The sequence below is a fragment of the Streptomyces sp. NPDC003720 genome, from assembly GCF_042875075.1.
Taxonomy (GTDB): Bacteria; Actinomycetota; Actinomycetes; order Streptomycetales; family Streptomycetaceae; genus Streptomyces.
Genome location: NZ_JBIANZ010000003.1, coordinates 108,344 through 133,583, shown reverse-complemented (window position 1 = coordinate 133,583; position 25,240 = coordinate 108,344). Strand labels below are relative to the sequence as shown.

The window sequence follows — 25,240 nt, the reverse complement described above, 5'->3', positions numbered from 1 at the left end:
GCTTACGCGTCCTTCCGGGCCGCCGCGATCTGGCGGCTCATGATGGTGGTCAGTTCGTAGGCGGTGTGGGAGGCCGCCACCGAGGTGATCTCCGCGTGGTCGTACGCGGGGGCGACCTCCACGACGTCCGCCGACACCAGGTTGCAGGATGCCAGCCCGCGCAGGATCTCCAGCAGCTCGCGGGAGGTCATGCCGCCCGCCTCCGGGGTGCCGGTGCCGGGCGCGTGGGCCGGGTCGAGGCAGTCGATGTCGATGGAGATGTACAGCGGGCGGTCGCCGATGCGCTGGCGGAGCTGGTCGGCGACCTCGTCGGCGCCGCGGCGGTAGACGTCCGCCGAGGTGACGATGCCGAAGCCCATCTTCTCGTCGTCGGTGAGGTCCTGCTTGCCGTACAGCGGGCCGCGGGTGCCGACGTGGGACAGCGCCTCGGTATCGAGGATGCCCTCCTCCACCGCGCGGCGGAACGGGGTGCCGTGGGTGTACTCGGCGCCGAAGTAGGTGTCCCAGGTGTCCAGGTGGGCGTCGAAGTGGAGCAGGGCCACCGGGCCGTGCTTCTTCGCCACCGAGCGCAGCAGCGGCAGCGCGATGGTGTGGTCGCCGCCGAGGGTCATCAGGCGGGCGCCGGTGCCGAGCAGGTCGTCGGCGGCCGCCTCGATGGTCTCCACGGCCTCGTTGATGTTGAACGGGTTCACGGCGATGTCGCCGCCGTCCGCGACCTGCGCGAGGGCGAAGGGGGAGGCGTCCTGCGCCGGGTTGTAGGGGCGCAGCAGCCGGGACGCCTCGCGGATCGCGTTGCCGCCGAAGCGGGCGCCCGGCCGGTACGAGACGCCGGAGTCGAACGGCACGCCCACCACGGCGACGTCGGCGGCGCCGACCTCGTCGAGGCGGGGCAGCCGGGCGAAGGTCGCGGGTCCGGCGTACCGCGGGACGCGGGAGGAGTCGACGGGGCCGCGGGGCGTCTCGTTGCTGCTCATGGTCAATTGCCTTCTTTCCAGCGCTTCGTCACGCTTGTGCTGCTTTCCGTACGACTCTACTGGTGAGCCGCTACCGGTTCGGACGCGAGTTCGGGGGAGCGTCCCGCGAGGCGTTCCCGCCAGGCGGCGAGGACGGCCTCGTCGGTGGGCCGGGTCGCCAGGGAGACGGCGACGTAGACGACGAGGGAGGCGAGCAGGCCGTAGTAGACGGGTTCGTTGGCGAGGATGCCGTAGCCCGCCATCAGGCCGATCACGGCGAGGCCGCCGACGACCACGGAGGCCAGCGCGCCCTGCGCGGTGCCGCGCTTCCACAGCAGGCCGCCGAGGATGGGCACGAGCAGGCCGCCGACGAGGAGGTTGTAGGCGACCGTCAGGGCCTCGACGACGTTGTTCAGCGCGATCGCGGTGCCGATCACCCCGAGGCCCATGATCAGGATGAAGACCCGGTTGCCCCTGACCTCGTCGTGCTCCTCACCGGAGGGCCTGACCACGCCCCGCAGCCGCGACCAGATGTCGTTGTTGGCGACGGTGGCGCAGGCGATCAGGGCGCCGGAGGACGTCGACATCACGGCGGCGAGGGCGGCGGCCAGCACCAGGCCGCGCACACCGACGGGCAGTTCGTCCTTGACGATGGTGGCGAACGCGTCGTCCGGGCTGCCCAGCTTGGGGTAGAGCACCTTGGCCGCCGTGCCGATCACGGCGCCGGCGAGGGCGTAGGCCAGGCAGTAGGTGCCGGCGACCGTGCCGCCCCACTTCGCCGTCCTGTCGCTGCGGGCGGTGAACACGCGCTGCCAGATGTCCTGGCCGATCAGCATGCCGAAGGTGTAGATCAGCACGTAGGTGAAGATCGTCTCGCCGCCGATGCCCAGCGGGTCGAAGTACGAGGTCGGCAGCTTGGCCTTCATCTCGGAGAAGCCGCCCGCCTTGACCACCGCGATGGGCAGGAGCAGCAGGAGCACGCCGATCGTCTTGACCACGAACTGCACCATGTCGGTGAGGGTGATCGACCACATGCCGCCCAGCGTCGAGTACGCGACGACGATCGAGCCGCCGAGGATGATCGCGACGGTGCGGTTCATGTCGAAGAGGACGTCGAAGATGGTGGCGTACGCGATGGTGGACGTCACCGCGAGCATGAGGGTGTAGGCCCACATGACCAGGCCCGAGATCACGCCCGCGCGGCCGCCGTACCTGAGGTCCAGCATCTCGGAGACCGTGTAGACCTTCAGCCGGGCGATGCGCGCCGAGAAGAAGACGGACAGGGCCAGCAGGCCGAGGCCGATGGTGAAGACCATCCACGCGCCGGAGAGGCCGTACTGGTAGCCGAGCCCGACGCCGCCGATGGTGGACGCGCCGCCGAGGACGATCGCCGCCATGGTGCCGGAGTACATGGCGGGCCCGAGGCGACGGCCGGCCACCAGGAACTCGCTCTTGGACTTGGCGCGGCGCATGCCCCACCAGCCCATGGCCAGCATGCCGGCGAGATAGACGACGATCACTGTGTAGTCGACGGCCATGTGGGGCCCTCCTTCGCGCACATCCGGTGGCGTGTCGTGCGGGTTGCAACGGGGACGTGACGGCAGCGGATCGCGGGGACATCCGCCCGTACCCGCGGCTGCCGGACTGACTTGACACTAGGTGGCCGGAAAGCGACTGCGAAGTGTACGTTTCATCCATACGGACGGGGGTGTATGGAGGGAACGCACACCATGCCGGAACCGGTCGCCCCAGCCGTCCCACCGACCCCACCGGTCGCGCTCTCCGCCCTGCTGTCCCGGGAGGACCTCGCCCTGCGCCAGATCGCCGGCCCGTCCGGTCCGTCCCTGGTGATCCACGGGGCGCACACCTCGGAGATGGCCGACCCCTACCCCTATCTGCTGGGGGGCGAGCTGCTGCTGACCGCCGGGGTGCACATCCCGCAGGCGGCGGACGCGGACACGTACTTCGACGACTACGTCTCCCGGATCGTGGCCGCGGGCGGTGCGGCCCTCGGCTTCGGCCTCGCCCCGGTGCACGACACCGTGCCGCCGGCGCTGATCGCCGCCTGCGACGCGCGGCGCCTGCCGCTGCTCGAGGTGCCGCCCCGGACGACGTTCTCGGGCGTGGCCCGGGCGGTCTGGCAGCTCATGGCGCAGGCCCGCCTGGCCGAGCTGCGCCGCGTGACCGACGCCCAGCAGAGTCTCGCGGCCGCGGCGTCCCGGCCGGACCCGGTGCCCTCGGTGCTGCGCCAGCTCGCCCAGCGCCTGGGCGGCCACGCGATCCTCTACGGCCCGGACGGCACCGGCATCGCGGAGGCGGGCCGGGCGGTGTCCGGCGAGGTGCGGGCGGCCCTGGCGAAGCTGACGGAAGTGGTCCGGCCGAGCGGCCCGCGGCCCCCGGAGCCGGACCGCGGCCCGGAGGGCGGCGGCGGTGTCGGGCCGTCCGGCGCCGACGGCCCCGGGGCGGCGGGCGCCGGTTCCGCACGGACCGGCGCCGTCCGGCCGCCGGCCGACGGAGCGGGCGGCAGCGTCCGCGGCGGGCAGGCGGGCGCGGCCCGGGCGGCGGAGCGCGCCTCCGCTCACCCGCCGGCCGGGACGGCCGCGCCCGCGGGACCCGGCCGCTCCGCCGCCGCATCCGCCCCGGCCGAGCCCCGGCGTCCCGCAGGTGCCGGACCGGCCGCCGGCGCACCCGCCGGCCCGGCCCCCCGGCCGGTGCCCTCCTCGGCCACCGACACCTTCGGCGACACCCACCTCGCCGCCTACGCCCTCGGGGCCGGCGAGGGGTTCGTGCTCGGGGTGGCCTCCGGGCAGCGCGGGCCTGGCGACCACACCATCGCCTCCGTCGCCGCCGTACTGCTGTCCCTGCTGACCGGCGAGCACCAGAGCGGGTCCGGGGCGGCCCGATCGGCCGCGCTCGTGCGGCTGCTGCTCGGGGCGTCCCCCGCGGAGGTGGCTCCGCTGCTCGGGGACGGCCGCTGGATCGTCGTGCACGCCCGGCCGGAGGCCCAGGCGCCGGACGCCGTGGCGGCGTCCGCGCTGGGCGCCGCCCTCGGCTCGCCGCTGGTGGACGTGGCCCGTGACGTCGTACGGGTGCTGGTGCCGGCCGAGCGGGAGCCCGTGCCGCAGCCGGGCTGGACCCTCGGGACCAGCGCGGCGGCCGGCCCCGGCGAGTGGCCGGCCGCCGACGGCCAGGCGGCCCGCGCGCTGGCCCGGGCCCGCGCCACCCGCGTCCCGCTGGTCCGGCACGGCGCCCGGCAGGCCCTCGCGGACCTGGTGTCCCACTCCGACGCCCGGGCCCACGCCGACGCGCTGCTCGCACCGCTCGGCGGCCGGCCCGCGCTCGCCGAGACGCTGCGCACCTGGCTTTCGCTGCACGGCAGTTGGGACCGCACGGCGGTGGCGCTGGACGTGCACCGCAACACCGTGCGGCAGCGGATCGCCCGGTGCGCCACGCTGTTGGACGCCGACCTGGACGACGCGGACGTGCGGATGGAGCTGTGGTTCGCGCTGCGGCAGGGCTGAGCGGGTCGCCGGGGCCGGCCGTCACGGGCAAGCCCAGTGATCCCGGTCCCAGCGTGCGGTATGCCGAGGACGCGCCCGCCCGGGTGCCCTCACAATGGGTGGCATGCCGATACCCGGGACACCCAGCCGCGCCCAGCTCGTCGACCACCTGGTGAGGACCCGTATCGCGGGGGACGTCGCCACGCCCCGCGAGAACAACCTTTCCCACTACCGCAGGCTGGCCAACGGCGAGCGCAACTTCTGGCTGGGGCTCGAACTGGGCGACCGCTGGGCGGACGAGCAGGACGTGCTCGCGGTGATGGCCGAGCGGGTGGGCGTCGACGACGACCCCGAGAACCGGTACGGGCAGGACACCATCGACCCCGAGCTGACCGTGGGCGCGCTGGACCGGCTGGCCGCCCGGTTGCGCAAGGCGGCCGAGGGACGCCAGCGGGTGCTGTTCGCCACCGGCCACCCGGGCGGTCTGCTGGACGTGCACCGGGCCACGGCCGGGGCGCTGCGCGCGGCCGGCTGCGAGATCGTGGTCATCCCGGACGGGCTGCAGACGGACGAGGGTTACGTCATGCAGTTCGCGGACGTGGCGGTCCTGGAGCACGGCGCGACGCTGTGGCACACGCACTCCGGCGAGCCGATGCGCGCCGTTCTGACCGGACTTGAGCGGGAGGGGCGCCCGCTGCCGGACCTGGTGGTGGCCGACCACGGCTGGGCCGGCTATGCGGGACAGCACGGCGTCGACTCGGTCGGGTACGCCGACTGCAATGACCCGGCGCTGTTCCTCGCCGAGGCCGAGGGCACCGTGCAGGTGGTGGTCCCGCTCGACGACCACGTCGTCAGCCCGCGCCACTACGACCCCATGACGGCGTATCTGCTGACGGCGGCGGGCCTCGACTGACGCCGCGTGCACAGCGGATGTGCGGCTCCGGGTACGGGGCCGCACATCCTTGTCTCAGGTGGTGGTCGGTTCAGCGCCCGCCGTGGCCGCCGCCGCCGTGGCCGCCGCCGCCGTGGCCGCCGCCGTAGCCGCCGCCATGACCGCCGTGGCCGCCATAGCCACCGTGATCACCGCCGTAGCCGCCGTGGTCGCCGCCGTAGCCGCCGTAGCCGCCGTGGTCGCCATGGCCGTAACCGCCATAGTCGCCGTAGCCGTAGTCGTCGTCATCGTCGTCCCACCACGAGTTGTGGTGGTTGTAGTGGTCGTTGTCTCCCCAGTCCCGGCTGTGGCTGTAGGAGCCGCGGTCGCTGTGGTGGTCCGAGGCCGAGGCGGTGCCCGCCGTGCCGATCGCTGCACCGCCGGCCAGCAGCAGGCCTGTGGCGGACATGGCGACAAGGCGCCTCGCGCGCTGTGCTCGCATGGGAAATACCTTCCATCCCTGGGTGGATGGCCGCCGCCGCGAATAAGGGGGAAGAGCGGGGCGGTCGGAGGTGTCACCGCACTGTGTGATGAGGCACGACGTGCGTCACCTTGCCGGCGCCTGCGGCCCACCCCGTACGCGATCGCGCCCTCGGGTGCCGCGGCTGAGGTCCGGGCTCATCCGAATCCTCGCCGGCTGGGCATGCCGTGCACTGCGGCTTTCACTCCGAGAGCCTAGTCCCCCACGCGCCTCACGTCATTTTGAGCAGGCAACTATTTTCCGCCCGCCCCGAAAAACTTCGGAAGATCACATTCCGCTCAGGTGTGGGCAAGGTGACGGCAAAGTATGCCCGGAACCAACGTCCCAAACACCTCCATACCCCACGCATATTCGCCCCGCGCCGATGAACCCTGCGGCTACGTTCTAGGAATTCCTGGCCTGACCACCAGGAATGCACAAGCGGCCGCGGCCGGAACGCCGGCGCGTAATTCCGGGCCTGGCGCCGGTCTGGGCCCTTCCGCTTCTGGGGGAAGTCATCACTACGTCACACATTCTCTCCGCCTCGGGCGTCGAGCTCTCCTACGGCGACAACCCCGCCGTCCGCGGCGTGGACCTCTCGATCGCGCGAGGCGAGGTCGCGGCCGTCACGGGGCAGAGCGGCTCGGGCAAGTCCTCGCTGCTGTACTGCCTGGCCGGAGTGCTGGCGCCCGCGCGCGGGCAGGTGCGCTTCGACGGGACGGTGCTCGCGGACCTCGACGACGACGAGATGAGTTCGCTGCGCCGCGAGCGCTTCGGCTTCGTCTTCCAGTACGGCGAGCTGCTGCCCGAGCTGACCGTCGAGGAGAACACGGCGCTTCCGCTGCGCCTGGCCGGCAAGCGCAGGAAGGCCGCTCTGGCGGAGGCCGGCCGTGTGCTGGAACGGCTCGGCCTGGGCGAGCTGCGCGAGCGGCGGCCCTCGCAGGTGTCGGGCGGTCAGAGTCAGCGCGTCGCGGTGGCCCGTGCGCTGGTGCACCGCCCTGCAGTGGTCTTCGCCGACGAACCCACCGGGTCGCTGGACAGCGCCAACGCCGCCGCCGTGCTGCGGGAGTTCCTCGATCTGGCCCGCTCCCAGGGCACCGCCGTGGTGCTGGTGACGCACGATCCGGCCGTCGCCGCGCAGGCCGACAGCCACTACGCCATGGCCGACGGCCTGCTCTCCCCACGAGGTGTCTCATGAGGGAGTTCCTGCTCGGACTGCGGCTGCTGTTCGGCGCGGGACGGGGCAACCGCCTGCACTTCTTCCTCATGGCGGCGGGCAGTTCCCTCGGCGTGTGCTGCCTGGCCCTGGTGCTGACGATCCCCGCCGTCCTGGACGCGCACGACGGACGCGCCGCGGCCCGTGAGCCGCAGACGACCTCGGTGGGCAAGGCGGGGGCGGGCTCCGCGCTCGTCCTGGAGCGCCGCGATCCACACGGCTCCAAGCCGTTCACCCGGGTGTTCGTCGCCCGCGGCGACGCGCCCCAGAAGCCGCCGCCCGGCCTCGACGCGCTTCCGGCCCCCGGCGAGCTGTACCTCTCTCCCCGCCTGCACGACCTGCTGCGCTCCGAACCCGGCATCAAGGGGCTGCTGCCGGGCCGGGAGAAGGGCCTGATCGGCGCCCCCGGCCTCGCGGACCCCGACGAGCTCTACGCGTACGTCGGCACGACGCGCGCGAAGATCGCCCACGACGCGGACACCGGGGCGTTGCGGTCCTTCGGCTACTCCTACGCCCCGGTCTCGGTCGTGGAGCCCTCCACGCTCACCAACCTGCGCTTCGCGCTCGCCACCCTGGTCCTGCTCCCGCTCGCTGTGTTCCTCTCGGTGTGCGCCCGGCTCTCCGCCGCGAGCCGCACCCGGCGTCTCGCGTCGCTGCGGCTGCTGGGCCTGAGCGCCAGGGGCACCCAGCGCGTCAACGCCGCCGAGACGGTGGCCGCCGCGCTGCTCGGCGTTCTGCTCGGGCTCGGCGAGTACTGGCTCCTCAACCAGGTGATGTCCCGCTCCGGCCTGCCCGCGCTGCGCTGGTACCCGGCCGACGGCGCCCTGTCCTGGACCACGGTGGTGGTCTGCCTGATCGGCTGCCCGGGCCTCGCCTGGTTCGTGGGCCGGGCGAGCGCGCGCAGCGCCGCCGCCAACCCGCTGGCGGTGCGCCGCACGGCCGTGCCGAAGCCTCCCTCGAAGTGGGGCGGCCTGTTGCTGGTCACCGGACTCGGCATCGTCACGGGCTTCTGCGCGACCGGCCTCACCGACCACCCCGCCACGAGCAACGGGGTCTTCGGCCTCCTCCTGGTGGGCGGAGTCCTGCTGACCGGAATGGGGCTCGTGCTGGCCCTGCCCTGGTTGTCCTACCTCCTCGCCCGCAGGGTGGCCGGCGCCACCGAGTCCCTGACGCTCAACCTGGCCATGCGCCGCAACGAGGTCGAGCCCGGCAGCACCATGCGGGTCGTGACCGGCCTGGTGCTGCTGGTGTTCGCGGCGTCGCTGGCGCAGGGCGTACTGATCGAGTTCGAGCAGGTCAGCAGGCCGGGCACTCCCGTGCAGGACTACTCCATGCCGCTCACGGCGCTCTCCGGGAAGCAGGAGGAACGGCTCACCGAGGTGCGGGGAGTACGGGTGCACGCCCGGACGATGGTGTCCTGGAGCAAGCCGACGGACTCCGGCTTCCCTCCCGAGGCCACCGCGCTGATCGCCACCTGCACCCAGCTGAAGCGGCTGGTGATGAGCGTCGAGGGCTGCCAGGAGGGGCGGGTCATGCGGCTCCTGAATCCGAACGCCTCCCCCGATCCGGACATCCGGCCCGGCGCCTCCTTCCCGTTCCGGCTGCGGGACGGGCGGCGGCACCTCACGCTGTCGCTCACGATCCCGTCCGCCGCCGTCGTCGCGCGCCCGTACGACCCTTCGGCGGTCAGCGACGCGGCCGTGATCGTCCCGCCCTCGACGCTGCCCGCCCACGCCCGGCCGCGGTCGGGCCACCTGGTCCTGAACAGCGACTCCGACCCGCACGTCGTCCGCACCGTCCTGGACGGCATCGGAACGGCCGCCCCCACCGTCTCCGTCGACCCCGTGGGCGTCAACGTCGACAGCCTGCAGCAGATCGCGGTCATCGAGACGCTGCTGGTCCTCGGCATGGTGATGGGGCTGGTGATCGGGGTCGCGGCGTTCCTTGTCTCCGTCACCGACCGGGCCGTCGAACGCCGGTCGCAGGTCACCGCCATCACGCTGATCGGGGCCAGGAGCCGTACGCTGCGCGCGGTGCAGAGCGTCCAGGTCGTGCTGCCGCTCGCCATCGGCCTCGCGCTCGCGCTGGTCGCCGGCAAGCTCGCCGAGTCCAGCTATCTGATCACCGGCGGCGGCGAGGTGTTCTGGGACTTCGCCGGGATCCCCGTGCTGGTGTGCGCGGCCCTGGGCGTGGTCGTCGTCGCGACGCTGGGCACGCTGCCGCTGGTCGGGCGGCGCATCGACCCGGAGCTGATCCGGAGGGACTGACCGACGCGGCGAGGCCCGCCCGCGCCCGCTCGAAGGGGGGCGTGGGCGGGCCTCGCCGCGTGACGGGGTCAGCGGGGGACGCGGACCACGCCCTCCTGGATGACCGAGATGGCCAGCCGTCCGTCCTGGGTGTAGATACGGGCCTGGCCGAGGCCCCGGCCGCCGTGCGCGGAGGGCGACTCCTGGTCGTACAGCAGCCACTCGTCGGCGCGGAACGGCCGGTGGAACCACATCGCGTGGTCCAGCGACGCCCCGACGACGTCCCCGACCGCCCAGCCGCCGCGGCCGTGCGCGAGCAGCACGGAGTCGAGGAGGGTCATGTCGGAGACGTAGGTGGCGAGCACGACGTGCAGCAGCGGGTCGTCGTCCAGCTTGCCGTTGGTGCGGAACCACACCTGGGAGTGCGGTTCGCGCGGCTCGCCGAACCTGCCGTACGGCGGCTCGTCCACGTAGCGCAGGTCGATCGCCTCGCGGGCCTCGAGGAAGCGCTCCACGACCTCGGGCGCGAGATGGGCGTAACCGCGCATCCGCTCCTGGGAGGTGGGCAGCGCGGCCGGGTCGGGCGCGGCCGGCATGGCGGTCTGGTGGTCGAGCCCGTCCTCGTACGTCTGGAAGGACGCCGAGAGGTGGAAGATCGGTTTGCCGTGCTGCACGGCGACCACGCGGCGGGTGGTGAAGGACCGGCCGTCGCGAATGCGGTCGACGCTGTAGACGATCGGCGCGCCGGGGTCGCCCGGGCGCAGGAAGTACGCGTGCAGGGAGTGGGCCTGCCGGTCGCCGGGGACCGTGCGCCCGGCGGCGACCAGCGCCTGCGCCGCGACCTGCCCGCCGAAGACGCGGGGTACGACGGCGGAGCGGGACCGGCCGCGGAAGATGTCCTCCTCGATCTGCTCGAGGTCGAGCAGATCGAGGAGGTCCTGAAGTGCCTGGCTCATGAGGTGGTTGTACCCGCCAGTGATTGCGGAGACCTTACAGGCCCATGTCCTTGGCGATGATCGTCTTCATGATCTCGCTGGTGCCGCCGTAGATGCGGTTGACGCGGTTGTCCGCGTACAGGCGGGCGATCGGGTACTCGTTCATGTAGCCGTAGCCGCCGTGGAGCTGGAGGCAGCGGTCGATGACGCGGTGCGCGACCTCGGTGCAGAAGAGCTTGGCGGAGGCGGCCTCGGCGGGGGTCAGCTCACCGGCGTCGAGGGCCTCGGTGGCGCGGTCGGCGACGGCCTCGGCGGCGTCCACCTCGGCCTGGCAGGCGGCCAGCTCGAACTTGGTGTTCTGGAAGTGGGCGACCGGCTTGCCGAAGACGGTGCGCTCCTGCACGTACTGCTTGGCGAAGCGCACGGCGGCCTTGGCCTGGGCGTAGGCGCCGAAGGCGATGCCCCAGCGCTCGGAGGCCAGGTTGTGGCCGAGGTAGTAGAAGCCCTTGTTCTCCTCGCCGAGGAGGTCCTCGACGGGCACCTTGACGTCGACGAAGGCCAGTTCGGCGGTGTCGGAGGTGCGCAGGCCCAGCTTGTCCAGCTTGCGGCCGATGGAGTAGCCCTCGGACTTGGTGTCCACGGCGAACAGCGAGATGCCGTGGCGGCGGTCCTCGGCGGTCGGCGCGGAGGTCCGGGCGCAGACGATGACCTTGTCGGCGTGCACACCGCCGGTGATGAAGGTCTTGGCGCCGTTGAGGACGTAGTGCGTGCCGTCCTCGGAGAGCTTGGCGGTGGTCTTCATGCCCGCGAGGTCGGAGCCGGTGCCCGGCTCGGTCATCGCGATGGCCCACATCTCCTCGCCGGTGACGAACTTCGGCAGGAAGCGCTTCTTCTGCTCGTCCGTGGCCAGCATCTTGATGTACGGCAGGGCGAGCAGCACGTGCACGCCGGAGCCGCCGAACTGCACGCCGGCGCGGGCGGTCTCCTCGTAGAGGACGGCCTCGAACTTGTGGCTGTCCATGCCGGCGCCGCCGAACTCCTCGGGCACGTTGATCCCGAAGATGCCCAGCTCGCCGAGCTTGTAGTAGAAGTCGCGCGGCGCCTGGCCGGCGGCGAACCACTCGTCGTAGACGGGGACGACCTCGGCCTCGATGAAGGCGCGAAGGGTCTCCCGGAACGCCTCGTGATCCTCGTTGAACACCGTACGGCGCACGCCGCCACCTCCACGTACCTCGGCATGACATTCGGGCATGTCTAAGCGCTTGCTCAGACCCCAAGATACTGGCGGGTACGTTCAGTCGTCCAGGGTGACCTTGACCACCCGGCGGCCAGGGGGCGCGGCCGCGCCTCAGCCCTCGGCCGTCCCGGCCGCCCCGAAGGCCCCCCGGGCCATGCGGTGCAGCAGGGCCGCGGTGGCGGCGCGGCCGGGCAGCGTGCCGGCGCGGCCGAGGTGCGGGGTGGAGTTGAGCAGGCCGAAGACCGAGTGGACCGCCGAGCGGGCGCTGGGCTCGGTCAGCCCGGGGTAGACCTCCCGGACCACCTCCACCCACAGCTCCACGTACTGCCGCTGGAGCTGCCGGACCAGCTTGCGGTCGCTGTCGCGCAGGCGGTCCAGCTCGCGGTCGTGCAGGGTGATCAGGGGGCGGTCGTCGAGCGCGAAGTCGATGTGGCCCTCGATGAGCGAGTCCAGGACCTCCGGCGCCCCGGTCCCGCCGTCGGCCTCGGCGAGCCGGCGCTTGGCCCCGGTCAGCAGCCGGCCGCTGATGCCGACCAGCAGCTCGGCGAGCATCGCGTCCTTGCCGGGGAAGTGCCGGTACAGGCCGGGGCCGCTGATGCCGACCGCGGCGCCTATCTCGTCCACCCCGACGCCGTGGAAGCCGCGCTCGGCGAAGAGCCGGGCGGCCTCCTTGAGGATCTGCTCGCGGCGGGTGGGGGCGTCGGTTCTGGTGACCATGCCAGTAATTCTAGACAGCGAGGTTAGCGGTCGTTAACCTGGAGGAAATGGTTAACGCTCATTAACAGTCACCACTGGGTGAGGGGACCGCAAGGATGCAAGAGGCACCGGAGCTTCACAGCGCGGCCGATCCCGCGTCGGAGGCCTGGCGGGCCAACGAACAGGCTCATCTCGCACTCGTCGGGGAACTGCGCGGCAAACTGGCCGCCGCCGCTCTCGGCGGCGGCGAGAAGGCGCGGGCCCGGCACACCGCGCGCGGCAAGCTGCTGCCCCGGGACCGGGTGGACACGCTGCTCGACCCGGGATCGCCCTTCCTGGAGCTGGCTCCCCTCGCCGCCGACGGGATGTACGACGGGCAGGCGCCGGCCGCCGGCGTGATCGCCGGGATCGGCCGGGTCAGCGGCCGCGAGTGCGTGATCGTCGCGAACGACGCCACCGTCAAGGGCGGCACGTACTACCCGATGACGGTGAAGAAGCACCTGCGGGCGCAGGAGGTGGCTCTCGACAACCGGCTGCCCTGCGTCTACCTGGTCGACTCCGGCGGCGCGTTCCTGCCGATGCAGGACGAGGTGTTCCCGGACCGCGAGCACTTCGGGCGGATCTTCTACAACCAGGCGCGGATGTCCGGCGCCGGCATCCCGCAGATCGCGGCCGTCCTCGGCTCGTGCACGGCCGGCGGGGCGTACGTGCCGGCGATGAGCGACGAGGCCGTGATCGTCCGCAACCAGGGCACGATCTTCCTGGGCGGCCCGCCGCTGGTGAAGGCGGCCACCGGCGAGGTCGTGACCGCCGAGGAGCTCGGCGGCGGCGAGGTGCACTCCCGCACCTCCGGCGTCACCGACCACCTCGCCGAGGACGACGCGCACGCGCTGCGGATCGTGCGGAACATCGTCGCCACGCTGCCCGCGCGGCGCTCCCTCCCCTGGGAGGTCGTCCCGGCCGTGGAGCCCAAGGTCGACCCGGCCGGGCTGTACGGCGCGGTCCCGGTCGACTCCCGCACCCCCTACGACGTGCGCGAGATCATCGCGCGCGTGGTCGACGGCTCGCGGTTCGCGGAGTTCAAGGCCGAGTTCGGCCAGACCCTCGTCACCGGCTTCGCCCGCATCCACGGCCACCCGGTCGGGATCGTCGCCAACAACGGCATCCTGTTCTCGGAGTCCGCCCAGAAGGGCGCCCACTTCATCGAGCTGTGCGACCAGCGCGGCATCCCGCTGGTGTTCCTGCAGAACATCTCCGGCTTCATGGTCGGCCGGGACTACGAGGCGGGTGGCATCGCCAAGCACGGCGCCAAGATGGTCACGGCGGTGGCCTGCACGCGCGTGCCGAAGCTGACCGTCGTGGTCGGCGGTTCGTACGGCGCCGGCAACTACTCGATGTGCGGCCGCGCCTACTCCCCCCGCTTCCTGTGGATGTGGCCCAACGCCAAGATCTCCGTCATGGGCGGCGAGCAGGCCGCCTCCGTGCTCGCCACGGTCAAGCGGGACCAGATGCAGGCGCGCGGCGAGGAGTGGCCCGTCGACGAGGAAGAGGCCTTCAAGGCCCCGATCCGCGCCCAGTACGAGAGCCAGGGCAACGCCTACTACGCCACCGCCCGCCTGTGGGACGACGGCGTGATCGACCCGATGGAGACCCGTCAGGTGCTGGGACTCGCCCTGACGGCCTGCGCCAACGCGCCGCTGGGAGACCCCCAGTTCGGCGTCTTCCGGATGTGAGGAGGGGAACCGTGTTCGACACAGTGCTGGTGGCCAACCGGGGCGAGATCGCCGTACGCGTCATCCGTACGCTGCGCTCGCTGGGCGTCCGCTCGGTGGCGGTCTTCTCCGACGCCGACGCCGACGCGCGGCACGTCCGGGAGGCCGACACGGCGGTCCGGATCGGCCCGCCGCCCGCGGGCGAGAGCTATCTGTCGGTGGAGCGGCTGCTCGAGGCCGCCGCCCGCACCGGCGCCCAGGCCGTCCACCCCGGTTACGGCTTCCTCGCCGAGAACGCCGGGTTCGCGCGTGCCTGCGAGGAGGCGGGGCTGGTCTTCATCGGCCCGCCCGCGGACGCGATCGCGCTCATGGGCGACAAGATCCGCGCCAAGGAGACGGTGAAGGCGGCCGGGGTGCCGGTCGTGCCGGGCTCCAGCGGCAGCGGCCTCACCGACGCCGAACTGGCCGCCGCCGCCCGCGAGATCGGCACGCCCGTGCTGCTCAAGCCCTCGGCGGGCGGCGGCGGCAAGGGCATGCGGCTGGTGCGGGACATCGCCGTGCTGGAGGAGGAGATCGCGGCCGCCCGCCGCGAGGCCCGCGCCTCCTTCGGCGACGACACCCTGCTGGTGGAGCGGTGGGTCGACCGCCCCCGGCACATCGAGATCCAGGTGCTGGCCGACGGGCACGGCAACGTCGTCCACCTCGGCGAGCGCGAGTGCTCGCTGCAGCGGCGGCACCAGAAGATCATCGAGGAGGCGCCCAGCGTGCTCCTCGACGAGGCCACCCGGGCCGCGATGGGCGAGGCGGCCGTGCAGGCGGCCCGCAGCTGCGGCTACCGGGGCGCGGGCACGGTGGAGTTCATCGTGCCGGGCGGCGACCCCTCGTCGTACTACTTCATGGAGATGAACACCCGTCTCCAGGTGGAGCACCCGGTCACCGAGCTGGTCACCGGCCTTGACCTGGTGGAGTGGCAGCTGCGGGTGGCGGCCGGGGAGCGGCTCGGCTTCGCGCAGGAGGACGTCCGGCTGACCGGGCACGCGGTGGAGGCACGGGTCTGCGCCGAGGACCCGGCGCGCGGCTTCCTGCCCTCCGGCGGCACGGTGCGGCTGCTGCACGAGCCGCAGGGCGACGGCGTGCGCACCGACTCGGGGCTCAGCGAGGGCACCGAGGTGGGCAGCCTCTACGACCCGATGCTGTCCAAGGTGATCGCCTACGGCCCCGACCGGGAGACCGCGCTGCGCAAGCTGCGCGCCGCACTCGCCGAGACGGTCACGCTGGGCGTGCAGACCAACGCGGGGTTCCTGCGGCGGCTGCTGGCGCACCCGGCGGTGGTGGCCGGCGAGCTGGACACCGGGCTGGTGGAGCGGGTGGTCGACGAGCTGGTCCCCGGCGACGTGCCGGAGGAGGTGTACGAGGCCGCGGCGGCGGTGCGGCTGGACGCGCTGCGGCCGGCCGGCGAGGGCTGGGTCGACCCGTTCTCGGTGCCGAGCGGCTGGCGTCTGGGCGGCACGCCCAGGCGGCCCGTCGTCCACCTGCGGGCCCAGGAAGCGGTCGCGTACACCCCGCGCGGCACCCACACCGTCACCGGCGACCGGGTGTCCGTCACCCTCGACGGCGTCCGGCACACCTTCCGCCGGGCCGGTGACTGGCTCGGCCGCGACGGCGACGCCTGGCAGGTGCGCGACCACGACCCGGTGGAGGCGTCCCTGAGCCGGTCGGCGCACGCCGGCGCCGACTCGCTCACCGCGCCCATGCCGGGCACGGTGACGGTGGTGAAGGTCGCCGTCGGCGACGAGGTCGCGGCCGGGCAGAGCCTGCTGGTGGTGGAGGCGATGAAGATGGAGCACGTCGTCTCCGCCCCGCACGCGGGCACGGTCGCCGAGCTGGACGTGACCCCGGGTTCGACGGTCGCCATGGACCAGGTGCTGGCCGTCATCACGCCCAAGGAGGAGGCGTAGGTGAACGCCGACGGACTGCCCATGGTCGTCACCGCCCAGGATCTGCCCGCGCGGGTGCGGATCCACGAGGTCGGCGCGCGCGACGGGCTGCAGAACGAGAAGACGTCCGTGCCGACGGAGGTCAAGGCGGAGTTCATCCGCCGTCTGGCCGGCGCCGGCCTGACGACGATCGAGGCGACGAGCTTCGTGCACCCCAAGTGGGTGCCCCAGCTCGCCGACGCAGAGCAGCTGTTCCCGCTCGTGTCGGACCTCGACGTCGAGCTGCCGGTGCTGGTGCCGAACCAGCGCGGCCTGGACCGGGCCCTGGCGCTCGGCGCAAGCAGGATCGCGGTGTTCGCCAGCGCCACGGAGTCCTTCGCGAAGGCCAACCTCAACCGCACCGTGGACGAGTCGCTGGCCGTGTTCGAACCGGTGGTGCGGCAGGCCAAGGACGCGGGCGCGCAGGTGCGCGGGTATGTGTCGATGTGCTTCGGCGACCCCTGGGAGGGCGCCGTCCCGCTCCACCAGGTGGCCCGCGTCTGCACGGCGCTGCGCGACATGGGCTGCGACGAGCTGAGCCTCGGCGACACCATCGGCGTCGCCACCCCGGGCCACGTCCTGGAGCTGCTCGCCCTGCTGAACGAGGAGGGCGTGCCGACGAACGTGCTCGGCGTGCACTTCCACGACACCTACGGCCAGGCGCTCGCGAACACCTACGCGGCCCTGGAGCACGGCGTGACGACGGTCGACGCGTCCGCCGGCGGCCTCGGCGGCTGCCCGTACGCGAAGTCCGCCACCGGCAACCTCGCCACCGAAGACCTCGTGTGGATGCTGCACGGCCTCGGCATCGAGACCGGGGTCGATCTCGGCCGTCTGACCGCCACCAGCGTGTGGATGGCCGAACAACTGGGCCGCCCGAGCCCCTCCCGAACCGTCCGCGCTCTCTCCCACAAGGACCAGTGATCAGCATGGACCACCGTCTCAGCCCCGAGCTCGAGGAACTCCGCCGTACGGTGGAGGAGTTCGCGCACGACGTGGTGGCGCCGAAGATCGGCGACTTCTACGAGCGGCACGAGTTCCCGTACGAGATCGTCCGCGAGATGGGCCGCATGGGCCTGTTCGGGCTGCCGTTCCCGGAGGAGCACGGCGGCATGGGCGGCGACTACCTGGCCCTCGGCATCGCCCTGGAGGAGCTGGCCCGGGTCGACTCCTCGGTGGCCATCACGCTGGAGGCGGGTGTGTCGCTGGGCGCCATGCCGATCCACCTCTTCGGCACCGAGGAGCAGAAGCGCGAGTGGCTGCCGCGGCTCTGCTCCGGCGAGATCCTGGGCGCCTTCGGGCTCACCGAGCCGGACGGCGGCAGCGACGCCGGCGCCACCCGCACCACGGCCCGCCTCGACCCGGACACGGACGAGTGGGTCATCAACGGCACGAAGTGCTTCATCACCAACTCGGGCACCGACATCACCGGCCTGGTGACGGTCACGGCCGTCACCGGCCGCAAGCCGGACGGCAGGCCGCTGATCTCGGCCATCATCGTCCCGGCGGGCACCCCCGGCTTCACGGTCGCCGCGCCCTACTCGAAGGTCGGCTGGAACGCCTCCGACACCCGTGAACTGTCCTTCCAGGACGTCCGGGTGCCCGCCGCCAACCTGCTCGGCGAGGAGGGCCGGGGCTACGCGCAGTTCCTGCGCATCCTCGACGAGGGCCGTATCGCCATCGCGGCGCTCGCCACCGGCCTGGCCCAGGGCTGTGTGGACGAGTCGGTGAAGTACGCGAAGGAGCGCCACGCCTTCGGCCGGCCGATCGGCGCCAACCAGGCCATCCAGTTCAAGATCGCCGACATGGAGATGAAGGCCCACACCGCCCGGCTGGCCTGGCGGGACGCCGCCTACCGGCTGGTGGCAGGCGAGCCCTTCAAGAAGGAGGCGGCGATGGCCAAGCTGTACTCCTCCACCGTCGCCGTGGACAACGCCCGCGACGCCACGCAGGTGCACGGCGGATACGGCTTCATGAACGAGTACCCGGTGGCCCGGATGTGGCGCGACTCCAAGATCCTGGAGATCGGCGAGGGCACGAGCGAGGTGCAGCGGATGCTGGTGGCCCGCGAGTTGGGCCTGACCGGCTGAGGCGTCCCCCACCGCCGAGCGCGCGGGGCGGCAGACGGATCCGTCCGTCCGCCGCCCCGCGTGCGCGTTGCTGACGGGGTGTCGGCGGCGGACCCCGCCCCCTGGACATTCACTGAGGTTAGGCTAACCTACCTTCGAACTGTCCGGCGGGCGGCCACGCCCCGGTCGAAAGCAGCCATACCCATGTCCCAAGCCCGTTCCACCCACTTCTCCCGTCGCGGTCTGCTCGCCGCGGGCGGCGTCCTCGGACTCGGCGCCGCACTCGCGGCCTGCGGTGACGGCGAGGGCGAAGACGCGGGTTCCGGCGGGCGGGCCAAGGGGGGCGAGTCCGGCCCCTGGAGCTTCACGGACGACCGCGGCACCACGGTGAAGCTGGACCGGGTCCCCGCGAACATCGTCGCCTTCACCGGCGCCGCCGCCGCGCTGTACGACTACGGCGTGCAGGTCAAGGGGGTCTTCGGCCCGACGAAGACCACGGCGGGCAAGGCAGACGTCCAGGCCGGCGACATGGACGTCAGCAAGGTGACGGTTCTCGGCAACACCTGGGGCCAGTTCAACATCGAGAAGTACGCGGCCCTCGCGCCCGACGTGCTCATCAGCACCATGTTCGACGACGCCGGCACCCTCTGGTACGTCCCCGAGGAGTCGAAGAAGAAGATCGCCCAGCTCGCGCCCAGCGTCGGCGTCTCCGTCTACGACCGCCAGCTCACCCGGCCGCTGCAGCGCATGTGGAAGCTGGCCGAGTCGCTCGGCGCGGACATGAGGGCCGCCAGGGTGACGGACGCCAAGAAGCGCTTCGAGGACGCCTCGGCCCGGCTGCGCGCCGCCGCCAAGGCCAAGCCCGGCCTCAAGGTGATGGCGGGCTCGGCGAGCGACCAGCTCTTCTACGTCTCCGGCACCGACCTGTCCGTCGACCTGGAGTACTTCAAGGCCCTCGGGGTGAACTTCGTCGAGCCCCCGGAGAGCGCCAAGAAGCAGGGCGGCGGCTGGTACGAGTCGCTGAGCTGGGAGAACGTCGACAAGTACCGGGCCGACATCATCATGATGGACGACCGCACCTCGGCCATCCAGCCCGCCGACATCACCAAGGCGACCTGGAAGAAGCTGCCCGCGGTCAAGGCGGGGCAGGTCATCGCCCGCTCCCCCGAGCCGATCCTCTCCTACGACAAGTGCGTACCGCTGCTCACCGGCCTGGCCGAGGCGCTGGAGAAGGCCAAGAAGGTCGGCTAGCCCCCTCCCCCCTTCCTGAACGGCAACCTCAGGAGCACCCATGACGACGGCCGTGGCCGCCCCGTTCCGTTTCTTCTCCCTCCAGGTCGTACGGACGAGGCGGCTCGGCCCGTCCCTGGTCCGGGTCACCTTCGCCGGGGAGGATCTGCGCGCCTTCCGCTCCGACGGGCACGACCAGTCCCTGTCGCTGTTCCTGCCGCACCCGGGGCAGAGCGAACCCGTGGTGCCGCTCGAGCTGGGCGACGGCTGGTGGCAGGGCTGGCGTGAACTGCCGGACGACGTACGGGCCGTGATGCGGTCGTACACGCTCCGGGCCCTGCGCCGCGATCCCGACGAGGTCGACATCGACTTCGCGCTGCACACCCCCGCGGGGCCCGCCTCCCGGTGGGCCTCCCGGGCCGCAGCCGGCGACCGTGTGCTGCTGCTCGGGCCGGCGCTCGCCGACAACCGGGCGATCCGCTTCCGGCCGCCGGCCGGCACCGACCTCGTCCTCCTCTGGGGTGACGAGACCGCCGTGCCCGCCGCCTGCGCCGTCCTCGAAGCCCTGCCCGCCGGCACCCGGGTCCGCGCCTGGCTGGAGGTGCCGCACGCCGGTGACATCCAGGACGTGGCGACCCGGGCGGACGCGGAGATCACCTGGCTCGTACGCCAGGACGGGTCCCCGGCCCCCTCCGACGCCGTCCGCGCCGCCGAACTGCCCGCCGCCGAGGCGCCGTACGTGTGGATCGCGGGCGAGTCCGGCCGGGTCAGAGAGCTGCGCCGGCACTTCACCGGCGAGCGCGGGATCGACCGGCGGCGCGTCACCTTCGTCGGCTACTGGCGGCAGGGCATGAGCGAGGAGCAGCTGCGCGCGGCCGAGTAGTCCCTCCCTGGAACAACTCCCCCTGAAGTCGGCCCGGTCATGGGAGAGGCGTACCTTGATCCGCGTAACTTAGGTTAGGCTAACCTAAATTAAATCCCCGTTCGGACAGTCCCCTCGGAGGACCCCCACATGCGCTCGCACCTGCTCAATGGCCTCACAGCGGAGCACTACCGCCGCTCCGTGACCGAAGGAGTCGAGCGGGTGGCCGCCAAACTCGCCGCCACCGACCGTCCGTTCACCGGCGTCACCGTCGACGCCCTCGCCCCCCGCGTCGACGCGGTCGACCTCGACCGGCCGCTCGGCGACACCGCCGCGGTGCTGGACGAGTTGGAGGACCTCTACCTCCGCGACGCCGTCTACTTCCACCACCCCCGCTACCTCGCCCACCTCAACTGCCCGGTCGTCATCCCGGCGGTGCTCGGCGAGGCGGTGCTCTCCGCGGTCAACTCCTCCCTCGACACCTGGGACCAGTCGGCCGGCGGCACCCTCATCGAGCGCAGGCTCGTGGACTGGACGGCCGCCCGCATCGGCCTCGGCCCGAACGCAGACGGCGTGTTCACCTCCGGCGGCACCCAGTCCAATCTGCAGGCGCTGCTGCTGGCCCGGGAGGAGGCGAAGAGCGACGACCTCGGCCGACTGCGGATCTTCGCCTCCGAGGCCGGTCACTTCAGCGTCCGGAAGTCCGCGAAACTGCTCGGCCTCGGGCCGGAGGCCGTCGTCACCGTCCCCACCGGCCACGACAAGCGGATGCAGACCGTGGCCCTCGCCCGTGAACTGGAGCGCTGCGCCGAGGACGGCCTGGTGCCCATGGCCGTCGTCGCCACCGCCGGCACCACCGACTTCGGCTCCATCGACCCGCTGCCCGAGATCGCCGGGCTCTGCGCCCAGTACGGCGTCTGGATGCACGTGGACGCGGCCTACGGCTGCGGACTGCTCGCGTCGCTGAAGCACCGGGACCGCATCGACGGCATCGAGCGCGCCGACTCGGTGACCGTTGACTACCACAAGTCCTTCTTCCAGCCGGTGAGTTCCTCCGCCGTGCTGGTCCGGGACGCGGCCACCCTGCGGCACGCCACCTACCACGCCGAGTACCTCAACCCGCGCCGCATGGTGGCCGAGCGCATCCCCAACCAGGTCGACAAGTCCCTGCAGACCACCCGCCGCTTCGACGCCCTCAAGCTGTGGCTGACGCTGCGCACCATGGGCGCCGACGGCATCGGACAGCTCTTCGACGAGGTATGCGAACTGGCCCGGCAGGGCTGGCGGCTGCTCGCCGCCGACCCACGCTACGACGTGGTCGTCGAGCCCAGCCTGTCCACCCTCGTCTTCCGCTACGTCCCGGCGGCCGTCACCGACCCGGCCGAGACCGACCGCGCCAACCTGTACGCCCGCAAGGCGCTGTTCGCCTCCGGCGACGCCGTGGTCGCGGGCACCAAGGTCGGCGGCCGCCAGTACCTGAAGTTCACCCTGCTCAACCCCGAGACGACGACGGCCGACATCGCCGCCGTCCTGGACCTGATCGCCGGCCACGCCGAGCAGTACCTGGGAGAGTCCCTTGACCGCGCGTCCTGAAGCCCCGACCGCCCCGTACGACTTCGTGGGGATCGGGCTCGGCCCCTTCAACCTGGGCCTCGCCTGCCTGACCGAGCCGATCGCCGAACTGAACGGCGTCTTCCTGGACTCCAAGCCCGACTTCGAGTGGCACGCCGGCATGTTCCTGGACGGCGCCCATCTGCAGACCCCGTTCATGTCGGACCTGGTCACCCTGGCCGACCCCACCTCCCCGTACTCCTTCCTCAACTACCTGAAGGAGAAGGGCAGGCTCTACCCGTTCTACATCCGCGAGAACTTCTACCCGCTGCGCGTCGAGTACGACGACTACTGCCGCTGGGCGGCCGGCAAGCTCGGCAGCGTCCGCTTCGGCACCACGGTCACCGAGGTGCGGTACGAGGACGAGCTGTACGCCGTCCGCACCGCGGCCGGCGAGACGTTCCGCGCCCGGCACCTGGTCCTCGGCACCGGCACGGTCCCGTTCGTCCCCGAGGCCTGCCGGGACCTCGGCGACGACGTCGTCCACACCTCGCGGTACCTGCACCGCAAGGCCGACCTGCAGGCCCGGAAGTCGCTCACGATCGTCGGCAGCGGCCAGAGCGCCGCCGAGATCTACCACGAACTGCTGTCCGGGATCGACGTCCACGGCTACGAGCTGAACTGGGTCACCCGCTCCCCGCGGTTCTTCCCGCTGGAGTACACCAAGCTGACCCTGGAGATGACGTCCCCGGACTACGTCGACTACTTCCGCGCGCTGCCCGAGGAGACCCGCTACCGGCTGGAGAAGCAGCAGAAGGGCCTGTACAAGGGCATCAACTCGGAGCTGATCGACTCGATCTTCGACCTGCTCTACCAGAAGAACGTGGAGAGCGGCGACCGCCCGGTACCCACCCGGCTGCTCACCAACTCCACGCTGAACGCGGCCCGTCACGAGGACGGCGCGTACACGCTCGGCTTCCGCCAGGACGAGCAGGGCAAGGACTTCGAGATCCGCTCCGAGGGCCTGGTGCTGGCCACCGGCTACCACTACCGGCCGCCGGCCTTCCTCGAGCCGCTGCGCGAGCGCCTGCGCTTCGACGGCCACGGCCGCTTCGACGTCGCCCGCAACTACACCGTCGACGTCACCGGACGCGGAGTCTTCCTGCAGAACGCCGGCGTCCACACGCACAGCGTCACCAGTCCCGACCTGGGCATGGGCGCGTACCGGAACGCGTACATCATCCGGGAACTGCTCGGCACGGAGTACTACCCGGTCGAGAAGACCATCGCCTTCCAGGAGTTCGCCGTATGACCAGCGACACCATGACGTTCACCCTCCGGCCGCTCGACCCGCCGGAGGACGCCGGGCTGCTGCACCGCTGGGTCACCCATCCCAAGGCGGCGTTCTGGATGATGCAGGACGCGAAGCCGGAGGACGTCGAGCGGGCCTATCTGGAGATCGCGGCCGACGAGCACCACCACGCGCTCCTCGGGCTGCGCGACGGGGAGCCCGTCTTCCTGATGGAGAAGTACGACCCGGCCCACCGCGAGCTGGTCGGGCTGTACGAGCCGCGGCCGGGCGACGTCGGCATGCACTTCCTCGTCGCCCCCACGGACACCCCCGTGCACGGCTTCACCCGGGCCGTCATCACCGCCGTGATGACGCACCTCTTCGAGGACCCGGCGACCGAGCGGGTCGTGGTCGAGCCCGATGTCCGCAACAAGGCGGTGCACGCCCTGAACGAAGCGGTCGGATTCGTGCCCGAGCGCGAGATCCGGAAGCCGGAGAAGCGGGCCCTGCTGAGCTTCTGCACGCGCGAGCGGTTCCTGAAGGCGGTGTCCGCGTGACCCCCGCCGACGCCGTCGCCCACCTCTCCCCCGAGCGCTGGGAGCGGGCCAACCGGCTGCTCGTGCGCAAGGCGCTCGCGGAGTTCGCCCACGAACGGCTGATCACCCCGCAGGAGGACGGCGACCACTACGTCGTCCGCAGCGACGACGGGCTCACCCGGTACCGGTTCACCGCGGTCCGCCGCGCCCTGGACCACTGGCAGGTCGACGCCGAGTCCATCACCCGGCACCGCGAGGGCGCCGGACTCCCCCTCGACGCGCTGGACTTCTGCATCGAGCTGAGGGACTCCCTGGGGCTGAGCGACGAGATCCTGCCGGTCTACCTGGAGGAGATCTCCTCCACCCTCTCCGGCACCTGCTACAAGCTCGCCAAGCCCCGCGTCACCTCCGCGGAGCTGGCCCGCGGCTCCTTCCAGGACATCGAGACCGGGATGACCGAGGGCCACCCCTGCTTCGTCGCCAACAACGGGCGGCTCGGCTTCGGCGTCCACGAGTACCTGGCGTACGCCCCGGAGACCGCGAGCCCGGTCCGGCTGGTGTGGCTGGCCGCGCACCGGTCGCGGGCCGCGTTCACGGCGGGCGCCGGAATCGAGTACGAGTCCTTCCTGCGGGCCGAGCTGGGCGAGGAGACCCTGGAGCGGTTCCGCGCCACCCTGACCGGCCAGGGCCTCGACCCCGCCGAGTACCTGCTCATCCCGGTGCACCCCTGGCAGTGGTGGAACAAGCTCAGCGTCACCTTCGCCGCCGAGGTGGCCCGCCGGCATCTGGTGTGCCTGGGCGAGGGCGACGACGAGTACCTGGCCCAGCAGTCCATACGGACCTTCTTCAACACCTCCGACCCGCGCCGGCACTACGTGAAGACGGCCCTGTCCGTCCTCAACATGGGCTTCATGCGCGGTCTCTCGGCCGCCTACATGGAGGCGACGCCGGCGATCAACGACTGGCTCGCGAAGCTCGTCGAGAACGATCCGGTGCTGAGGTCCACCGGCCTGTCGATCATCCGGGAGCGGGCGGCCGTCGGCTACCGGCACCTGGAGTACGAGCGGGCCACCGACCGCCACTCGCCCTACCGGAAGATGCTGGCCGCGCTGTGGCGGGAGAGCCCGGTGCCGTCCCTGCGCGAGGGCGAGTCACTGGCCACCATGGCCTCGCTGCTGCACGTCGACGACGCGGGCGCCTCCTTCGCGGGCGCGCTGATCGAACGCTCCGGCCTCCCGGCCGCCGAGTGGCTGCGGCACTACCTGCGGGCCTACCTGACCCCGCTGCTGCACAGCTTCTACGCCTACGACCTGGCGTACATGCCGCACGGCGAGAACGTCATCCTCGTCCTGCGGGACGGGGTGGTGCGGCGGGCGGTCTACAAGGACATCGCCGAGGAGATCGTCGTCATGGACCCCGACGCGGTGCTCCCGCCGGAGGTGGCGCGGATCCGCGTCGAGGTGCCCGAGGACCAGAAGCTGCTGTCGGTCTTCACGGACGTCTTCGACTGCTTCTTCCGGTTCCTCGCGGCGAACCTCGCCACCGAGGGGATCCTGGCGGAGGACGGCTTCTGGCGCACGGTCGCCGAGGTCGCCCGCGAGTACCAGCGCTCGGTGCCCGAACTGGCCGACCGGTTCGAGCGGTACGACCTGTTCGCCCCCGGGTTCGCGCTGTCCTGCCTCAACCGGCTCCAGCTCCGCGACAACCGGCAGATGGTGGACCTCGCCGATCCGTCCGGCGCGCTGCAGCTCGTGGGGCGGCTGGACAACCCCCTCGCCGGGTTCTGACGCCCCGGCGGACGGACGGGCACCCCGCGGTACGGTCCCGCGGGGTGCCCGT

Annotated in this window: 20 protein-coding genes; 14 read left to right on the top strand and 6 right to left on the bottom strand. The window is 72.1% G+C overall.

Going from position 1 to position 25,240, the window contains the following annotated elements; all coding sequences use genetic code 11:
- Positions 1-2 precede the first annotated feature (2 nt).
- Complete coding sequence (speB, locus tag ACFYU0_RS09515; protein ID WP_143639230.1) at positions 3-974, bottom strand: agmatinase; 972 nt, start codon at positions 972-974, stop codon at positions 3-5.
- 56 nt (positions 975-1,030) lie between these two features.
- Positions 1,031-2,491 (bottom strand): sodium:solute symporter, encoded by a 1,461-nt coding sequence (locus tag ACFYU0_RS09510; protein WP_351665086.1) that lies wholly within the window; start codon positions 2,489-2,491, stop codon positions 1,031-1,033.
- 192 nt (positions 2,492-2,683) lie between these two features.
- On the opposite strand from ACFYU0_RS09510, the gene ACFYU0_RS09505 reads away from it, so the two are divergent.
- Both ACFYU0_RS09505 and ACFYU0_RS09500 read left to right on the top strand, forming a co-directional pair.
- The gene (locus ACFYU0_RS09505) at positions 2,684-4,474 is read left to right on the top strand and encodes a PucR family transcriptional regulator ligand-binding domain-containing protein (protein ID WP_389299179.1); all 1,791 of its coding nucleotides are present in this window, start codon (positions 2,684-2,686) and stop codon (positions 4,472-4,474) included.
- A 103-nt stretch (positions 4,475-4,577) separates the two neighbouring features.
- Entirely contained in the window at positions 4,578-5,366 is a 789-nt protein-coding gene (locus tag ACFYU0_RS09500; protein ID WP_389299176.1) for a phosphatase, read from the top strand.
- A 70-nt stretch (positions 5,367-5,436) separates the two neighbouring features.
- Here ACFYU0_RS09500 and ACFYU0_RS09495 read toward each other — a convergent pair whose 3' ends face one another.
- Positions 5,437-5,793 carry a hypothetical protein gene (locus ACFYU0_RS09495; protein ID WP_389299174.1) on the bottom strand — a complete coding sequence of 119 codons (357 nt, stop codon included), beginning with the start codon at positions 5,791-5,793 and terminating at the stop codon, positions 5,437-5,439.
- Between the two features lie 640 nt (positions 5,794-6,433).
- Between ACFYU0_RS09495 and ACFYU0_RS09490 the strand changes: the two genes are divergently transcribed.
- Together ACFYU0_RS09490 and ACFYU0_RS09485 are read left to right on the top strand one after the other, a co-directional pair.
- A complete protein-coding gene (locus ACFYU0_RS09490) occupies positions 6,434-7,042 on the top strand; it encodes an ABC transporter ATP-binding protein (protein ID WP_389299172.1) in 609 nt (202 codons plus the stop codon).
- A complete protein-coding gene (locus tag ACFYU0_RS09485; protein WP_389299170.1) occupies positions 7,039-9,327 on the top strand; it encodes an ABC transporter permease in 2,289 nt (762 codons plus the stop codon). Before ACFYU0_RS09490 ends, ACFYU0_RS09485 begins: the two co-directional genes overlap by 4 nt.
- A 68-nt stretch (positions 9,328-9,395) precedes the next feature.
- On the opposite strand, the gene tesB is transcribed toward ACFYU0_RS09485, so the two are convergent.
- The 3 genes from tesB to ACFYU0_RS09470 form a co-directional block, all read right to left on the bottom strand.
- Positions 9,396-10,262 carry an acyl-CoA thioesterase II gene (gene tesB / locus ACFYU0_RS09480; RefSeq protein ID WP_351665095.1) on the bottom strand — a complete coding sequence of 289 codons (867 nt, stop codon included), beginning with the start codon at positions 10,260-10,262 and terminating at the stop codon, positions 9,396-9,398.
- A 34-nt stretch (positions 10,263-10,296) separates the two neighbouring features.
- On the bottom strand, positions 10,297-11,454 hold the full coding sequence (locus ACFYU0_RS09475; RefSeq protein ID WP_351665097.1) for an acyl-CoA dehydrogenase family protein: 1,158 nt from the start codon (positions 11,452-11,454) through the stop codon (positions 10,297-10,299).
- A gap of 135 nt (positions 11,455-11,589) precedes the next feature.
- A complete protein-coding gene (locus ACFYU0_RS09470) occupies positions 11,590-12,195 on the bottom strand; it encodes a TetR/AcrR family transcriptional regulator (protein ID WP_351665099.1) in 606 nt (201 codons plus the stop codon).
- A 95-nt stretch (positions 12,196-12,290) separates the two neighbouring features.
- On the opposite strand from ACFYU0_RS09470, the gene ACFYU0_RS09465 reads away from it, so the two are divergent.
- The 10 genes from ACFYU0_RS09465 to ACFYU0_RS09420 all read left to right on the top strand — a co-directional run bounded on the left by ACFYU0_RS09465 (position 12,291) and on the right by ACFYU0_RS09420 (position 25,188).
- On the top strand, positions 12,291-13,907 hold the full coding sequence (locus ACFYU0_RS09465) for a carboxyl transferase domain-containing protein (protein WP_389299167.1): 1,617 nt from the start codon (positions 12,291-12,293) through the stop codon (positions 13,905-13,907).
- A gap of 11 nt (positions 13,908-13,918) precedes the next feature.
- Positions 13,919-15,844: an acetyl-CoA carboxylase biotin carboxylase subunit gene (locus ACFYU0_RS09460; protein WP_389299164.1), complete on the top strand. Its 1,926-nt coding sequence runs from the start codon at positions 13,919-13,921 to the stop codon at positions 15,842-15,844.
- Positions 15,845-16,786 (top strand): hydroxymethylglutaryl-CoA lyase, encoded by a 942-nt coding sequence (locus ACFYU0_RS09455; RefSeq protein WP_351665105.1) that lies wholly within the window; start codon positions 15,845-15,847, stop codon positions 16,784-16,786. It abuts the gene before it with no gap.
- A gap of 5 nt (positions 16,787-16,791) precedes the next feature.
- The gene (locus tag ACFYU0_RS09450; protein ID WP_389299161.1) at positions 16,792-17,952 is read left to right on the top strand and encodes an acyl-CoA dehydrogenase family protein; all 1,161 of its coding nucleotides are present in this window, start codon (positions 16,792-16,794) and stop codon (positions 17,950-17,952) included.
- 183 nt (positions 17,953-18,135) lie between these two features.
- Positions 18,136-19,182, top strand: coding sequence for an ABC transporter substrate-binding protein (locus ACFYU0_RS09445; protein ID WP_351665109.1), 1,047 nt, complete (start codon positions 18,136-18,138; stop codon positions 19,180-19,182).
- Positions 19,183-19,222: 40 nt separating this feature from the next.
- Positions 19,223-20,044 carry a siderophore-interacting protein gene (locus ACFYU0_RS09440; protein ID WP_389299158.1) on the top strand — a complete coding sequence of 274 codons (822 nt, stop codon included), beginning with the start codon at positions 19,223-19,225 and terminating at the stop codon, positions 20,042-20,044.
- Between the two features lie 129 nt (positions 20,045-20,173).
- Entirely contained in the window at positions 20,174-21,616 is a 1,443-nt protein-coding gene (desA, locus tag ACFYU0_RS09435; RefSeq protein WP_389299155.1) for a lysine decarboxylase DesA, read from the top strand.
- Positions 21,600-22,886, top strand: coding sequence for a lysine N(6)-hydroxylase/L-ornithine N(5)-oxygenase family protein (locus ACFYU0_RS09430; protein WP_351665115.1), 1,287 nt, complete (start codon positions 21,600-21,602; stop codon positions 22,884-22,886). Before desA ends, ACFYU0_RS09430 begins: the two co-directional genes overlap by 17 nt.
- Positions 22,883-23,422 carry a GNAT family N-acetyltransferase gene (locus tag ACFYU0_RS09425; RefSeq protein WP_389299151.1) on the top strand — a complete coding sequence of 180 codons (540 nt, stop codon included), beginning with the start codon at positions 22,883-22,885 and terminating at the stop codon, positions 23,420-23,422. The genes ACFYU0_RS09430 and ACFYU0_RS09425 overlap by 4 nt, the downstream gene beginning before the upstream one ends.
- Complete coding sequence (locus ACFYU0_RS09420; protein WP_389299148.1) at positions 23,419-25,188, top strand: IucA/IucC family protein; 1,770 nt, start codon at positions 23,419-23,421, stop codon at positions 25,186-25,188. The genes ACFYU0_RS09425 and ACFYU0_RS09420 overlap by 4 nt, the downstream gene beginning before the upstream one ends.
- Positions 25,189-25,240 lie beyond the last annotated feature (52 nt).